Genomic DNA, 15369 nt, shown 5'->3' on the forward strand with positions numbered 1-15369 from the left:
CCAGTGGAGCGCGCAATCGAACAGGTTGCGACGGAGATCCAGACCTACGGCTCCCCATCCCGGCGCTGCCGACGGAGATGGGCGAGTAGGTTCGCTGAATCCCTGAAGTCAATCCCAGACGCCCCGCTTCCGTCCGGGGCGTTATCGCCTGCGACACCGCCGGATCGCGCCGACCCTGCCGAACGCCCTTGCGGTTCCGGCGGAGACCGCCCATACTGGAATCAGATAGTCTGATTTTTGGCAGCCGGATGGTGATCAAACGAATCACGGCCACCGAACTCGCCCGGAATCTCAGTTCCGTGCTGGACCGGGTGCGAGAAACCGGTGAGGAGTACGTGGTCGAGCGCAGCAAGCAGCCGGTGGCGCACCTCTCTGCACGCCCGGGGCACATGACGGCCGCCGAGGCGCTCGCCGATCTTCACGAGTCGCTGAACCCCGAGGCGGCTGAAGATTGGGAGGCCGATGCGCGGCGCGGCGACTCGATTCTGTCGGACGAACTCTCGGATCCGTGGGCGTCTTGATCGATACCTGCATCTGGATCGACGTCGAGCAGGGCCGCCTGGCCCCGTCCGACGTCTCGCAGGTTACGGGTGACCGGCCGGTCTACCTGTCGCCGGTCACCCTGGCCGAGCTGCGGCTCGGCGCGGAACTGGCGCAGGATCCGGGCGTTCGCCAGAAGCGGATGCGGACCTGGCGCAAGATGACGCGTAAACCCGTCATCCCGATCGACGCCGGGACAGCCGAAGTGTTCGGCGAGCTTGCTGCGCATCTTGCGGCAGGCGGGAAGCGACGCCATCGAACCCGGGTGCAGGATCTTTGGATCGCCAGCCAGGCGGTACACCACGGGCTGGATCTGCTGACCCGCAATGGCCGGGACTTCCGCGACATTCCCGGGTTGGACCTGATCGATCTGACGGACGCAGCGGAGTCCGGTGCGTGAGCGCTGCATCCGGATCGCCTGTCCGGCTGGTCGTGGCCTCGGCCAACCCCGTCAAGCTACGCGCGGTCGAAGCCGGCGTTCGCGCCGCAATGCCCGACGATGAAGTCGCGATCGATTCCGTTCCCGTCGATTCCGGTGTCTCGGAGCAGCCCGCGACCGATGTCGAGACCGTGCTCGGTGCGGAGAATCGGGCCCGGGCGGCGCGCGATGCGAGGCCCGAGGGCGACTACTGGTTCGGGGTCGAAGGCGGGGTCCAGGACTCGTCCCGGGGCATGCTGACCTTCGCCTGGATCGTGGTGGTCGATCGAGCCGGCCGGGTCGGCCGGGCGCGCAGCGCGGCCTTCGTGCTGCCGGAGGCCGTGGCCGAGAAGGTACGGGGCGGGATGGAGCTGGGCCACGCCGACGACGAGGTGTTCGGGCGCACCGACTCGAAGCGCCGCGACGGCGCGATCGGCCTGCTGACCGGCGGCGCGCTGGACCGGGCCGGCCTGTACGCGCCGGCGGTGACGGCGGCGATGATCCCGTTCCTCAACCCCGAGCTGTACCCGGTCGGCGACGGCTGACCCCTGCCGCGTCCGATCCGTCTGCGGCAGAATGGGACGTTGACCCTCGGAGTTCCGTCATGGCCGAATCGAACTACCTGTTGCGCCTGTTCCACCGCGTCACCAAATGGCCGGCCGGGCACTGGATCTTCTCGAAGCTGTTCGCGGCCAAGGCGCCGTACTTCGGTTCGATCTCGCCGCGGGTGACCGAATTGCGGCCGAATTACTGCGAGGTGCGGTTCCGCAAGCGCAGGAAGGTCCACAACCACATCGGAACGGTTCACGTCATCGCCATCTGCAACGCCCTGGAAATGGCGATGGGCGCGATGGCCGAAGCCAGTATCCCGAAGCACCTGCGATGGATTCCCAAGGGCATGTCGCTGGACTACACGGCCAAGGCGACCACCGACATCCGAGCGGTGGCCGAGACCCGGCCCGAAGACTGGAAGGCCGGCGACCTGCCGGTAAAGGTCACCGCGTACCGGGAGGACGGCGAGGTCGTGGTCCGGGGCACGATCCTGCTCTACATCTCCGAAAAACCGAAGAAGGACTGACCCTCGATGAGCGCTTCAGGACAACGGCTCGAAGGCAAGGTCGCGCTGGTCACCGGCGCCGCGCAGGGCATCGGCGAGGCCATCGCCCGCGCCTTCGCCGCCGAGGGCGCATTCGTCTACGTCTCCGATCTCGACGAGACCGACGCGCGTCGCGTGGCGGATGAGATCGGCGAGAACGCCGAGGCGATGGCGCTCGATGTCCGCAGCCCTCCCGACTGGGCATCGGCGATGGATCGTGTCCTCGAAGCGCACGGCAAACTGAACATCGTCGTCAACAACGCCGGCATCACCGGCCTGGAACACGGCGCGAAGCACGACCCCGAGCACGCGTCGCTGGAGGACTGGCACGAGGTCCATCGAACCAACCTCGACGGCCTGTTCCTCGGCTGCCGGGCGGCGATCCGGGCGATGCGGACAAGCGGTTCGGCCGGCGCGATCATCAACATGTCGTCGCGCTCGGGCATGGTCGGCATCCCGCGCGCGGCGGCCTATGCGTCGTCGAAGGCGGCGGTGCGCAACCACACGAAGACCGTCGCGCTGTACTGCGCGGAAGAAGGCCTGCCGATCCGCTGCAATTCGATCAACCCCGCCGCGATCCTGACCCCGATCTGGGAGCCGATGCTCGGCGACGGCCCCGCGCGCGAAGCGGCGATGAAGGCGATCGTCGCCGACTGCCCGATGAAGCGTTTCGGCACGCCGGAGGAGGTGGCCGCGGTGGCCGTGATGCTCGCCTCCGACGAGGCGGCGTACATCAACGGCACGGAAATCGTCATCGACGGCGGCATCCTGGCCGGCGCGACGGCCACACCGGCGCCGCCGGACTGACGGAGCGCGTGGCGTCGGCTATTCGGGCTTCAGGTGCCGCTCGAAGAACGCCAGCTGCGCCGACCAGCCCGCCTGGCGGGCCAGCACGGAGGCTTCGCGGGTCGGCCGCTGCGGCGGGCCGCTGAGACCGTGGCCTGCTTCGGCGAAGATCAGCGTCTCGGTGGGCAGGCCCGCGTCGGCCCGGGTCGCGGCGATGCGTGCGGCCATCTCCGCCGACGGCCAGACCGCGTCCTGGCCGCCGCCGAGCAGGAACACCGGTTCGTCGATGTCCTCGACCCGGATGCGTGCGGCGTCGACGCGATCCGGGTGGGCCGCCCGCCCCTCGGCGTGCGGCACGCGCATCTCGACTCGCTCGCCACTGTCTTCGGGTGCGAAGGCACGGCCCATTTCGACGTACGGCACGAACGGCAACGACTCGCCGTTCCATGCGAAGCCGGACACCGGCTCCTCGCCTCCGGCGCCCCAGCCTTCCCAGACCACGTCGCTCGGCACGATCGCGGCGACCGCGGCGAAGCCGTCGATGCGACCGGCGGCGATCAGGACGAATTCCGCGCCCTTCGACACACCGAGCAGGCCGATCCGGTCGGCGTCGATGTCGGGGCGGGCGCGGAGCGCATCGCGCACGCCGATCAGCTTGTCCACGGGCAGGTCGGCAAAGGCCCGGGGAAGGCCGGGAACGGCCTGGGGCTGGTCGCCCCAGGCGGGCGAATAGTACGGGTAGCCGACCGCCGCGTAGCCGCGGGCGGCCCAGGTCGGCGCCATGGCGCGGGCGGCCGAGTCGCCGCCCTCGGACCCGCCGAGGAGAACGATCGCCGGCAGCGGGTCCTCGCCCGGAGAACGCAGCACGAAGGCACCGGGGAACGCCTCGTCCAGCGGCGTTTCGACCAGTGGATCCGGCGAGGCGGTCACGACCAGGTCGGCCGACGCAAGGAGGCCTTCGCCGGAATCCAGCACCTCGATCCGGACGGCGTCTTCGGCGAGGTCGGCCGGCGCGGGGCCCTCGGTGCTGCGCATCGACCAGAACAGGGCATCGCCATCGGCACGTTGCCAGGCGCCGTCGATGGGCGCATCCATCGCCAGGTCGACGGTGCCCCCGGCATCGGCGCGGAAGGTCGCGGCGCTCTGCCACGCGGTCGACGCGTCGCGGCTGCGGGTCGCCCGGACCCGCACGAGGTCGCCGGGCGTCACCCCTTCGACCTCGACACCGACCGGGTCGCCGAGGCGGGCCGGGTTGGCCGAGAACTGCAGCCGTGGCTCCGATGGATCCGGCGTCGGCGTCGCGGCGCAGCTGACCAGGGCCGACAGGGCAAGGAGCAACGGAAGCAGGCAGAGGGGAATCGTCGGTCGGGTCATGGCAATCGCTCGCGTGCGGGTCGGGTCACGGGTCGAAGCATGCCCCAGACGCGTCGTCGAGGCATCCCCGCATCGCCGCGGGGCCGAAGCGGCATGACCGATGGCTCATGGCTCGGAGATACGGCAGTGCTAGGCTGTCGCGGCTGCCCGTCCTGCCGGCGGGCCCCGAAACGATCCAGGAGACCCGTCATGCACGATCGATCCGCCCGACTTCGCCTGCTGCTGGGGCTTGTCCTCTCAAGCCTCCTCTCGCTGCCCCTGGCCGCCCAGGAGGACGCCGAAAGCGGCGAGGTCTCGCTCGAGCAGCGGCTCGCCGGCCTGGAGCTTCGCACCGTCGGCCCGGCCTTCATGTCGGGGCGCATCGCCGATATCGCGATCCATCCCGAGGACGAGTCGACCTGGTACGTCGCGGTCGGACCGGGCGGAGTCTGGAAGACCACCAACTCGGGCACGACCTGGCAGACCCTGTTCGACGGCCAGTCGTCCTACTCGATCGGATCGATCGCGATCGACCCGAACGAGCCCGACACGGTCTGGGTCGGCACCGGCGAGAACGTCGGCGGCCGCCACGTCGGCTACGGCGACGGCATCTACGTCTCGCACGACGGTGGGCAGTCCTGGGCCAACAAGGGCCTGGCAGACTCCGAGCACATCAGCACCATCGTGATCCACCCCGAGGACGGCGACACGGTCTGGGTCGCGGTGCAGGGCCCGCTCTGGTCGTCCGGCGGCGAGCGGGGCCTGTACATGACCACCGACGGCGGCGAGACCTGGGAGCGCACCCTGGTCGGCGACGAGGGGGACGACGTCTGGACCGGGGTGACCGACGTGGTCATCGACCCGACCGATCCGGATGTGCTGTACGCGGCGACCTGGCAGCGGCACCGCACGGTGGCGGCCTACGTCGGTGGGGGTCCGAACTCGGGCGTGCACAAATCGACCGACGGCGGGCGCACGTGGACGAAGCTGGCGGGCGGCCTGCCCGGCGGCAACCTCGGCAAGATCGGCCTGGCCGTGTCGCCGCAGGACCCGGACGTGGTCTACGCCGCGATCGAGACGAACCGCCGGGACGGCGGCATCTGGCGGTCGACGAACGCCGGGGCGTCGTGGACGAAGATGTCCGACATGGTGGCCGGCGGCACGGGGCCGCACTACTACCAGGAGCTGTACGCCAGCCCGCACGCCTTCGACCGGATCTACCTGATGGACGTCCAGGCGCGTGTGTCGCATGACGGCGGCGCCACCTGGGTCGTCATCGACAAGGAATCGAAGCACGTCGACAACCACGCCATGGCCTTCCGGGCGAGCGACCCGGACTACATGCTGTGGGGCTCCGACGGCGGCCTGTACGAGACCTTCGACCACGCCGAGACCTGGCGCTATATCGACAACCTGCCGGTGACCCAGTACTACAAGGTCGCGGTCGACGACGCCGAGCCCTTCTACACGATCTACGGCGGCACCCAGGACAACAACACCCAGGGCGGCCCGTCGCAGACCGACAACGTCCACGGCATCCGCAACGCCGACTGGTACGTGGTGCTGTTCGGCGACGGCCACCAGCCGGCAACCGAGCCCGGCAACCCGGACATCATGTACGCCCATTGGCAGCAGGGGAACCTGGTCCGGGTCGACCGGACCACCGGCGAGGTGGTCTACATCCAGCCTCAGCCCGAACCCGGCGACCCGGCCGAGCGCTTCAACTGGGATGCGCCGATCCTGGTCAGCCCGCACGAGCCGACCACGATCTTCCACGCCTCGCAACGCGTCTGGCGCTCCGACGACCGCGGTGATTCCTGGCGGCCGATCTCGGGCGACCTGACCCGCGACCAGCAGCGCATCGAACTCGACGTGATGGGTCGCCAGTGGAGCTGGGACGCGCCCTGGGACATGTTCGCCATGTCGAACTACAACACGATCACCTCGCTGGCCCAGTCGCCGATCGACGAGAACATCCTCTACGCCGGCACCGACGACGGCCTGATCCAGGTCACCGCCGACGGCGGCGAGACCTGGCGCGAGATCGAGGCCGGCGACCTGCCGGGCGTGCCGGAAACGGCCTTCGTCAACGACATCAAGGCCGACCTGTTCGACGCCGATACGGTGTACGTCGCGCTGGACAATCACAAGTACGGTGATTTCGAGCCGTACCTGCTGAAGTCCACGGACCGCGGCCGGCGGTGGCGTTCGATCGGCGACGACCTGCCCGATCGGCACCTGGTGTGGCGAGTGGTCCAGGACCACGTGGACCCGGAGCTGATGTTCGCCGGCACCGAGTTCGGCGTGTTCGTCACGCTCGACGGCGGTGCGGCCTGGCACGAGCTGACCGGCAACGCGCCGACGATTCCCTATCGCGACCTGGTCATCCAGCGCCGCGAGAACGACCTGGTCGGCGCGACCTTCGGCCGCGGCTTCTGGATCCTCGACGACTACAGCCCGCTGCGCGAGCTCGATGACGAGGCCCTGAGCGCCGAGGCGGTCCTGTTCGAGCCGGCCGATGCGTGGTGGTACATCCAGCGCGGCGTGCTCGGCTTCAACCGGAAGGGCTCCCAGGGCGACAGCCTGTACACCGCCGAGAACCCGCCCTTCGGTGCCGTGTTCACCTACCACCTCGCCGAGACCTACAAGACCGACGAACAGCTGCGTCAGGAACGCGAGAAGCCGATGATCGCCGAACGCGAGGACGTTCCCTTCCCGGGCTGGGACGCGCTGGAAGAGGAGGTCCGGCAGCCCGAGCCGGCGATCCTGCTGACCGTGCGCGACGCCGACGGCAACGTGGTCCGCCGGCTCGAAGGGCCGGCAACGCGGGGTTTCCACCGGGTGGCCTGGGACCTGACCATGCCGTCGCCGATGGCGATCGGCGCCGACGGCGGCTGGGGCACAGGCGGCGGCTTCATGGTCGCGCCGGGCACCTACAGCGTCGAACTGGCCAAGCGGATCGACGGCACGGTCTCGCCGCTGGCCGGTCCGGAATCCTTCGACGTGGTCCGGATGCGCGAAGGTGCACTGGAAGGCGCCGAGCCGGAAGAAACGGCAGCGTTCTGGAAGCGGCTGGCCGAAATGCAGCGCAGGACCACGGCTGCCGGCCAGGTGATCCGCGAGGCGCGCGAGAAGATCGACGCGATGGGCCAGGCCCTGCAGCGCAGCCAGGCCCCCGGCGGCGATCTCGACCGCCAGCTCTACCGTGTCGACCAGGCGCTCTACGAGATCGCCGAACAGCTGCAGGGCAAGGAGACCATGAACGAGGTCGGAGAGCTGCAGCCGCCGACGGTCGGCCAGCGGATGTTCGTCGCGATGATGGGGACCGGCCGCTCGACCTACGGCCCGACGCCGACCCACCGTCGGTCGCTGGAGATCGCCGAGAGCGAGTTCGCCGAGGTCCGCGCCGAGCTGGAGCGCCTCGTCGAGGAGCGGATCCCGGCGCTCGAGCGCGAGCTGGAGGCCGCGGGCGCACCGTGGACCACCGGCGCATCGATCCCCGGCGGCTGACGAAGCATCGATCCATCGACGCTGCCGGATCCGCTTCGGGTCCGGCAGCGAACCTTCCGCGGCGAGCCGCCCTGCGGATCGAGCCGGCGGATGCCACGCCGGCGCTAGACTTCCTGGTCCATCTTCTGGAGTTTCCGACGTGACCCGATCCACTTCGAACAATGGCCGAGGCCGCGGCGACGCGATCGACCTGAAGGCGCTGATGAAGCGCCGCCGGGGCGGCCCGCCGATCAAACCGATCCTGGGCGCCGCCGTCGCGGTGCTGGTCCTCTGGGGCGCGCTGTCGGCGTTCTACACGGTCCAGCCCGAAGAGCGGGCCGTGGTCAAGCGCTTCGGCGACGTCATCGCCATCACCGATCCCGGCCTGCACTTCAAGCTGCCCTTCGGCATCGACGACGTGCAGTTCGTCGCCACCGAGCGCGTCCTCAAGCAGGAATTCGGCTTCCGCACGGAGGGAACGCGGGCCGGCGGCCGGACCAACTACTCGAGCCAGCAGTTCGAGGACGAATCGCTGATGCTGACCGGCGACCTGAACGTGATCGACGTCGAGTGGGTGGTCCAGTACCGGATCAACGATCCGATCAAGTTCCTCTACGAGATGCGCGAGCCGACCGAGACCCTGCGCGATATCGCCGAGTCGGTGATGCGGCGCGTGGTCGGCAACCGCCTCGGTTCCGCCGTGCTGACCGTCGGCCGGGTGGAGATCCAGGCCCAGGCCGCCGAGGAGATCCAGGCCATCATGAACCAGTACGACGCCGGCATCGACATCATCACCGTGGAGCTGCAGGACGTGGTCCCGCCGCCGGCGGTGCAGCCGGCCTTCAACGAGGTCAACGAGGCCCGCCAGGAGCGCGAGCGGATGATCAACGAGGCCCAGAAGCGGGTCAACCAGGAGATTCCCCGGGCCGAGGGCGAGGCGATCCGCGCGATCGCCGAGGCCGAAGGCTACGCCACCGAGCGGGTCAACCGCGCGCTCGGCGAGACGGCCCGCTTCACCGCGGTGCTCGAGCAGTACCGCCAGGCCCCGGAAGTCACCCGGTCGCGCCTGTACCTGGAGACCTTGAACCAGGTCCTGCCGACGATCGGCCAGGTGCTGGTCGTGCAGGATGGCCAGGCCTCGCCGCTGCCGCTGCTCGACGTCAATCGCGAAGCGGCCGGCGCCGCCCGCGCCGTGAACCGCGCCAACGGAGGCCAGCCATGAGAATCGCCCTGATCGCCATCCTGGCCGTCGTGCTGATCGTCGCCGGCCGCACCATGCTCTGGACCCTAGACGAGTCGCAGCAGGCGATCATCGTCCAGTTCGGCGAGCCGATCGGCGACGTGATCGACGACCCCGGCCTCCACGTCAAGCTGCCCTGGCAGCAGGTGCGCTTCTTCGACAAGCGCCTGCTGGGCTGGGACGGCGACGTCACCCAGATCCCCACGCTCGGCCGCGAGTTCATCCTGGTCGACACCACGGCCCGCTGGCGGATTTCCGATCCGCTGCAGTTCCTGCGTTCCGTGCGCGACGAGCGCGGCGCGCGCACGCGCCTGGACGACATCATCGATTCGGTGGTCCGCGACATGGTGTCCTCGACCCAGCTCGAGGAAATCATCCGTTCGCGCGACTGGAACGTCGACCTCGACGCGATCGACGACCCGGTGCTCGTCGAGCGCGACGACGTCGTCCTCGACGAGCGGCCGAAGCTGGGCCGCGAGCTGCTCGAGCAGGAGATCCTGACCCGCGCGCGTCGCCTGATGCCGGAACTGGGCATCGAGCTCGCCGACGTCCGGATCAAGCGCGTCAACTACATCGACTCGGTGCGACGCCAGGTCGAAAGCAGGATGATCGCCGAGCGCCAGTCGATCGCCGAGCGCTTCCGCGCCGAGGGCCAGGGCCGCAGCCAGGAGATCCTCGGCGAGATGCAGCGCGAACTGCGCCGGATCCGATCCGAGGCCGCGCGCGAAGCGGAGCAGATTCGCGGCGACGCGGACGCCGAGGCGACGCGCATCTACGGCGTCGCGTTCGGCGAGGACCCGGAGTTCTATTCGTTCTTCCGGACCCTGGAAAGCTACCGCGCGCTGGGCCCCAATTCGACGCTGATGCTCCGCGCCGACTCGGACTTCTTCCGCTACCTCGAGCAGTCGCAGGCCGACTGAGCCCGGTACGGCCGGTCCTCGGGGCCGGCCGTTGCCCGTCGCGACGCGTCGTTCAGCGCCGTATCGGCGGTCGCTGGCCGTAGGTCCAGGCGCGCCAAAGCCACTCGGCCGGGCCGAAGTGGAACCGGGCCAGCCACCAGCGGCTGAACGCCACCTGCAGGCCGAAGAAGACGATCGCCAGGAGCAGCATCGCCGCCCGGGGCACCTGGCCCCACATGCCCAGGCCGTAGCCGTAGAACACCAGCGTCCAGACCAGCGACTGGCACAGGTAGTTGGTCAGCGCCATCCGGCCGGCCGGAGCCAGGAAGGCGAGCCGGTGCGCGTTCGGTACCACGAGCGACAGGTAGCCGAGCGACAGCAGCAGCGCACCCACCGTCGCGGCGGTCGTCCCGAGCGCCAGCTCCAGCGACGGGACGAACATCCCCAGCCCCTCGAGCCGCCACGCCGCGTAGGCCGCCAGCGGCAGGCCGCCGACCAGGCCGAGTACGCGCCAGCGCCGGAAGAAGCCGGCGTGATCCGCCGGCCGGTCCAGCGGTCCGGCCGCCAGCAACCATCGGCCGAGCAGGAAGTAGCCCAGCACCGGCGGAATCCAGAACAGGAAACTCGAAAGGGAAAACTCCAGGTCGCGGATCCGCTGGACGACGTTCTCCGCGTAGCTTCCGCCGGCGTTGATGCGCGCCGCCTCGGCGGCCAGGGTCTCGATCTCGGCTTCCGCCTCGCGGATCTCCGCGAGCGTCGATTCGCCGCCGTCGGGGGCGTGGGCGGCCGCGGTGATGCCGGCCAGGCCGATCCAGATCATCAGCATCGGCACGGCGATCAGGCCCAGGGCCCATTTCCACAGGCGCCGGACCGGCGTGCGGCGGAACAGCAGCAGCATGACGAAGGCGGTGAGCGCGTAGACCAGCAGCACGTCGCCGGACCAGACCAGCAGCGCGTGGGCGAGCCCGAAGCCGAGCAGGCCGATCAAGCGCTTGACGTAGCGTCCCGTGCCGCCACCGCCGGCCTCGTCGGCACGCATCATCATCAGCGCGAATCCGACGCCGAACAGCATCGAGAACAAGGAGTAGAACTTGCCCTCGGCCAGCCACTGGACCAGGAAGGCGACCAGCGCGTGGATGCCGCTCGGCGTCGCCTCTTCGGCGAGCGCGATCGAGACGATCGGCCGGCTGAAGTACTCGAAGTTGACCAGCAGGATGCCGAACAGCGCAAAGCCGCGGAGCACGTCGAGATGGATCTTGCGCTCGGCGGAGGGGGTGGGGCGATCGAGGGTCATCGAGTGTTCCTCAGGCGGCGGCGCGCTCGGTGCGGCGCTCGGCGTGGGCGTCGAGGATCATGGCCACGGCCAGCGTCAGGCGGCGGGCGTAGTCCAGGTGCAGGAACTCGTTCGGTCCGTGCGCGTTCGACTTCGGGCCGAGCACGCCGGTGATCAGGAACTGCGCGTCGGGAAACGATTCGCCGAGCATCGCCATGAACGGAATCGTGCCGCCTTCCCCCATGTACATCGCCGGCCGGCCGAACACCGACTGCGAAGCCGCCTGGCAGGCGTCGTCGAGCCAGTCGGCGACCTCCGGTGCGTTCCAGCCGGTTGCCGCGGCCTCGGGCTCGAAGGTCACGCGTGCGCCGTAGGGTGGGTCGTCTTCCAGCGCGGTCTTCAGCGCCAGCGTCGCGGCGTCGCCGTCGACGGTCGGCGGCAGGCGGAGCGAGAGCTTCAGCGCCGTGCCCGGCCGCAGCACGTTTCCGGCCGAATCCAGGGCAGGCAGGCCGCCGGCACCGGTGACCGACAGGGCCGCCTTCCAGTTGCGGTTCAGCAGGCGCTCGAGCGGCGAACCCCCGGCCGGCCCGGCGCCGTCGACCCACGGGTAGGCGGTGTGGACCTCGTCGCCGAGCACCTCGGCGACCGCCGCGAGCTGCTGCCGGCGCTGCTCGGGAATCTCGGCCTGCATCTCGGCCAGCACGATCTCCCCGGTGCCCTCGTCCTCGATCCGCGAAAGCAACTGCCGGGCGATCCGGAAGCTGGACGGCACGATGCCGGACGCGTAGCCCGAATGCACGCCCTCGTTCAGGATGTCCACCTGCAGGGTTCCGGCGGCCATGCCCCGGAGCGAGGTCGTCACCCAGAGCTGCTCGTAGTTGCCGGCGCCGGAGTCGAGGCAGACCACCAGCGAGGGTTCGCCGATCCGGTCGGACAGGTGGGCGATGTAGGCGGGCAGATCGTAGCTGCCCGATTCCTCGCAGGCCTCGATCAGCAGCACGAAGCGCGCGTGCCGCCGGCCCTGCTCCTTGAGCGCGCGGATCGCGGCCAGCGAACTGTAGGCCGCGTAACCGTCGTCGGCCCCGCCCCGGCCATACAGCTTGCCGTCGCGGATCACCGGTTTCCAAGGGCCGAGGTCGTCGTCCCAGCCGGTCATCTCCGGCTGCTTGTCGAGGTGGCCGTAGAGCAGCACCGTGTCCGGGTCGTCCTGGCCGCCGTGCGAACCAGGCACCTCCATGTAGATGACCGGCGTTCGTCCCTCGAGCCGAACGACCTCGACCTGCAGCCCGTCGACGGGTTGTTCTCGGCACCAGCGCGCAATGTGGTCCACCGCGGCATCGATGTGGCCGTGTTCTTCCCAGTCGGCGTCGAAATGGGGGGACTTGGCGGGAATGCGGACGTAATCGACCAGTTCGGGGGTGATGCTGTCCTTCCAGAGCGGGTCGATCGTTTCTCGTGCCTTGTCGAGGTCCATGGCGATCTCGCTCGCGGGTGCGCGTCCGGGGTCGGTTCCGATGCTAGCCGATTCTCGCTCGATGAGCATCGGCCGGAACGCTGCGGTCGACTCGTCCACGACGTCTCGTGCCACGGCCCCGACCCGTTGCCGGTATGCTCTCGGCACGAAGGCGGCCCCGGACTCCCGGCCTGCGCCGTATCCCATCCCGCGCCTGCTCGAGGACTCGACCATCGACTCGACCATCGACGACCTGCCGAACCTGTCGGTCCGACCGGAGCGGACCGAGGGCGCCGTGCTCTCGATCGACCTCGACGGCTCCCCCCACCCCGCCGGCCCGGGGCTGGAGTGGCTGGGCGGAGACTTCGCCCACGAGGCCTGGATGAACGCCGGCGACCAGGTGTATGCCATCGTTCTCGGTGAACCCGACGATCCTGCGGACGATGCGGCCGAACCGGCCGAGCGCCTGTATCGCCGCCTGATCGAGCAGCTGCGGGAGGCCGACGATGCCTACCCGCTGCGGTTGTGGAACTATTTCCCGGCGATCAACGAAGGCCTCGACGACGCCGAACGCTATCGGCGCTTCTGCGTCGGGCGAGGTCGCGCGCTGGAGGCCGCCGGCCTGGCCGATGCCCGAATGTGCGCCGCCACCGCGATCGGCGGCGAGCTCGATCGACAGGGGCCGGTGATGCAGCTGGTCGCGCTGGTGGGTCGCCGGCCGGGCATCTCGATCGAGAACCCCCGCCAGGTCAGCGCCTGGAACTACCCGCGCTCCTACGGCCCCCGTCAGCCGGCCTTCGCGCGCGCGACCGCCGTGCCGCTGGCCGGTTCGCGCACCGCGCTGCTGATCTCCGGGACCGCCAGCGTCGTCGGACACGCGACCGCGCACCCGGGCGACGTGCTGGCCCAGACCGACGAGGCGGCCAGCAACCTGCAGTCGCTGCTGCGCAATGCGGCGGCGACGCTCGACCAGCCGGCGCTGGCGGACTTCGGTCCGGGCAGTCTGGCGCGCGTCTACGTCCGCCACGCGGCCGACTGGCCGTCGGTCCGGTCCCGGTTGAAGGCGCGCTGGCCGGAACTCGCGCTCTGCGGCCTGCGCGGCGACGTCTGCCGGCGGGACCTGCTGGTCGAGATCGAAGCCTGGCACCCGGGGGGCAGCCCCGCCTGATCGGTTGGCGCGCTGCGTCGTCTACGGTCCTCCCGGGGCGGCTTTCGGCGCATCGTCGCTTGCCCGCTTCCCGGAGCCCTTCGCCTTTGCTCGCGCCGAGCGTGACGCATGCCACGAATTCAATGACTTGGCACGCCTCTTGAATGTTGTACTGCATCGGGCGGTCGATCCAGCGACCGTCGCCACGAATCGAGAGCGAGGTGGACGATGCTGCACAACCCATCGAACGGATCGAAGGACCGGGGCGCCGAGAGCGCGGACGAACGACCGGCCCAGTTCAGCTTTGCCTTCCAGCCGATCGTCGACCTCGAAACCGGCGAAGTGATCGGTCAGGAAGCGCTGGTCCGCGGCAATTTCGGCGAGGCCGCCGACACGGTGCTCCAGACCATCCGTGCGGAAATCCGTGAACTCTACGACCAGGCGTGCCGCAAGCGCGCGCTGGAGATCGCCGGGCGGCTCGGCATCGACGTGCCGCTGCACCTGAACTGTGCCGGCGTGACGCCGGCCAACCTCGAGCAGGTGCTGAAGGATACGGTGACGCTGGCCCGCCACTACCGCGTCGACCCCGGTTCCCTGGTGTTCGAATTCGGCCGCCTGGAGCCATTGGGCTCGCCGCGCGAACTCAACGACGTGCGCGAACGTTGCGATTCGGCCGGCATCCAGGTGCTGGCCGACAACTTCGGCTCCAGCGAAGTGGGGCTGAAGCGGTTGGTGGTGTTCCGGCCCCAGTGGTTGAAGCTCGACCGCAACCTGGTCGACCGGATCCACTGCAGCGAACGACGCCAGGCCCTGGTGCACGGCGTGCTGGCCACCTGTCGGATGCTCGGCATCGAGGTCATCGCCAGCGGCGTCGAACTCGACGATGAAGTCGACTGGCTGCGCGGAGCCGGCGTGCGCTATGCCCAGGGCTTCCTGTTCAGCCGTCCGGCCTTCGAGTCGCTGCCCCGCGTTCAGCCGCCCGCTCGACTGAGCGCCTGAGCCGCGGCGGGAGACGAACGAATCCGGAGCCGCTCGACGCAGGCTCCGTCATCGGCGCGTCAGCGCGATGCAACGCAATTGTCGTAATCGCGCGCTAGCTTCGTCGGCATGGAGATGCCTTTCGCCAATGCCGTCCAGCGCGGCTTCGCCCGGATCGACCGGGCCGAACAGCGAATCTGCCTGCGCCTGAACGGATACTCGACCCGGCCGGGCGTCCGCGCGTTCTTCGCCGCGGTCAGCCGGGTCGGCGACGGGGCCGCCTGGTACGCGTTGATGGTCGTGCTTTCGCTGACCCAGGGCCGCTACGGAGTCCGGGCCGCGCTGGCGATGGGCCTGACCGCCCTGGTCGGGCTGGCGATCTACAAGCTGCTGAAGCAGCGCCTGGTCCGCGAGCGGCCGTACTTCACGCACCGAGCCATCCGGGTCGGCTGCGCGCCGCTGGACCGCTACAGCTTTCCGTCCGGCCACACGCTGCAAGCAGTGATCTTCACGCTGATCGCCGTGGCCTGGTTCCCGGCCCTGGCGGCCGTCCTGGTGCCGCTGGCGCTGCTGATCGCGCTGTCGCGGGTCGTGCTGGGCCTTCACTACCCGACCGACGTCCTGGTCGGGGCCGCGCTGGGCTGGGGTCTGGCATCGGCTGCGCTCGCCGTGGCCCCGCCGGTCAGCTGAGCCCGGT

General features: G+C 69.7%; 14 protein-coding genes. 11 read left to right on the forward strand and 3 right to left on the reverse strand.

The genetic code is table 11. The features are described from left to right. The first annotated feature begins 299 nt into the window (after positions 1 to 299). From KUV67_07125 to KUV67_07145, 5 genes are read left to right on the forward strand one after another with little or no spacing between them, the layout of a single operon-like run. Positions 300 to 521 carry a hypothetical protein gene (locus tag KUV67_07125; protein ID MBY6204649.1) on the forward strand — a complete coding sequence of 74 codons (222 nt, stop codon included), beginning with the start codon at positions 300 to 302 and terminating at the stop codon, positions 519 to 521. Continuing rightward, the gene (locus tag KUV67_07130; GenBank protein ID MBY6204650.1) at positions 518 to 940 is read left to right on the forward strand and encodes a type II toxin-antitoxin system VapC family toxin; all 423 of its coding nucleotides are present in this window, start codon (positions 518 to 520) and stop codon (positions 938 to 940) included. The genes KUV67_07125 and KUV67_07130 overlap by 4 nt, the downstream gene beginning before the upstream one ends. After that, positions 937 to 1503: an inosine/xanthosine triphosphatase gene (yjjX, locus tag KUV67_07135; protein ID MBY6204651.1), complete on the forward strand. Its 567-nt coding sequence runs from the start codon at positions 937 to 939 to the stop codon at positions 1501 to 1503. The genes KUV67_07130 and yjjX overlap by 4 nt, the downstream gene beginning before the upstream one ends. A 59-nt stretch (positions 1504 to 1562) precedes the next feature. Next, positions 1563 to 2036 carry a DUF4442 domain-containing protein gene (locus KUV67_07140; GenBank protein MBY6204652.1) on the forward strand — a complete coding sequence of 158 codons (474 nt, stop codon included), beginning with the start codon at positions 1563 to 1565 and terminating at the stop codon, positions 2034 to 2036. 6 nt (positions 2037 to 2042) lie between these two features. After that, positions 2043 to 2861 carry a glucose 1-dehydrogenase gene (locus KUV67_07145; protein MBY6204653.1) on the forward strand — a complete coding sequence of 273 codons (819 nt, stop codon included), beginning with the start codon at positions 2043 to 2045 and terminating at the stop codon, positions 2859 to 2861. Positions 2862 to 2879: 18 nt separating this feature from the next. Here KUV67_07145 and KUV67_07150 read toward each other — a convergent pair whose 3' ends face one another. Then, on the reverse strand, positions 2880 to 4214 hold the full coding sequence (locus tag KUV67_07150) for an acyl-CoA thioesterase/BAAT N-terminal domain-containing protein (protein MBY6204654.1): 1335 nt from the start codon (positions 4212 to 4214) through the stop codon (positions 2880 to 2882). Between the two features lie 189 nt (positions 4215 to 4403). Between KUV67_07150 and KUV67_07155 the strand changes: the two genes are divergently transcribed. The 3 genes from KUV67_07155 to hflC all read left to right on the forward strand — a co-directional run bounded on the left by KUV67_07155 (position 4404) and on the right by hflC (position 9842). Next, positions 4404 to 7703, forward strand: coding sequence for a hypothetical protein (locus KUV67_07155; GenBank protein ID MBY6204655.1), 3300 nt, complete (start codon positions 4404 to 4406; stop codon positions 7701 to 7703). 139 nt (positions 7704 to 7842) lie between these two features. Further along, the gene (gene hflK, locus KUV67_07160; GenBank protein MBY6204656.1) at positions 7843 to 8904 is read left to right on the forward strand and encodes an FtsH protease activity modulator HflK; all 1062 of its coding nucleotides are present in this window, start codon (positions 7843 to 7845) and stop codon (positions 8902 to 8904) included. Next, on the forward strand, positions 8901 to 9842 hold the full coding sequence (gene hflC, locus KUV67_07165) for a protease modulator HflC (GenBank protein ID MBY6204657.1): 942 nt from the start codon (positions 8901 to 8903) through the stop codon (positions 9840 to 9842). Before hflK ends, hflC begins: the two co-directional genes overlap by 4 nt. Positions 9843 to 9894: 52 nt before the next feature. Here hflC and KUV67_07170 read toward each other — a convergent pair whose 3' ends face one another. Both KUV67_07170 and KUV67_07175 read right to left on the reverse strand, forming a co-directional pair. Further along, positions 9895 to 11115, reverse strand: coding sequence for a DUF418 domain-containing protein (locus KUV67_07170; protein MBY6204658.1), 1221 nt, complete (start codon positions 11113 to 11115; stop codon positions 9895 to 9897). Between the two features lie 10 nt (positions 11116 to 11125). Beyond that, the gene (locus tag KUV67_07175; GenBank protein ID MBY6204659.1) at positions 11126 to 12568 is read right to left on the reverse strand and encodes a M20 family metallopeptidase; all 1443 of its coding nucleotides are present in this window, start codon (positions 12566 to 12568) and stop codon (positions 11126 to 11128) included. A gap of 61 nt (positions 12569 to 12629) precedes the next feature. On the opposite strand from KUV67_07175, the gene KUV67_07180 reads away from it, so the two are divergent. The 3 genes from KUV67_07180 to KUV67_07190 all read left to right on the forward strand — a co-directional run bounded on the left by KUV67_07180 (position 12630) and on the right by KUV67_07190 (position 15362). After that, positions 12630 to 13715 (forward strand): hypothetical protein, encoded by a 1086-nt coding sequence (locus KUV67_07180; protein ID MBY6204660.1) that lies wholly within the window; start codon positions 12630 to 12632, stop codon positions 13713 to 13715. Between the two features lie 207 nt (positions 13716 to 13922). Continuing rightward, positions 13923 to 14693 (forward strand): EAL domain-containing protein, encoded by a 771-nt coding sequence (locus KUV67_07185; GenBank protein MBY6204661.1) that lies wholly within the window; start codon positions 13923 to 13925, stop codon positions 14691 to 14693. A gap of 114 nt (positions 14694 to 14807) precedes the next feature. After that, positions 14808 to 15362 carry a phosphatase PAP2 family protein gene (locus tag KUV67_07190; protein ID MBY6204662.1) on the forward strand — a complete coding sequence of 185 codons (555 nt, stop codon included), beginning with the start codon at positions 14808 to 14810 and terminating at the stop codon, positions 15360 to 15362. Positions 15363 to 15369: the final 7 nt, after the last annotated feature.

The sequence above is a fragment of the Halomonas denitrificans genome (assembly GCA_019800895.1).
In the GTDB taxonomy this organism is placed as follows: domain Bacteria; phylum Pseudomonadota; class Gammaproteobacteria; order Xanthomonadales; family Wenzhouxiangellaceae.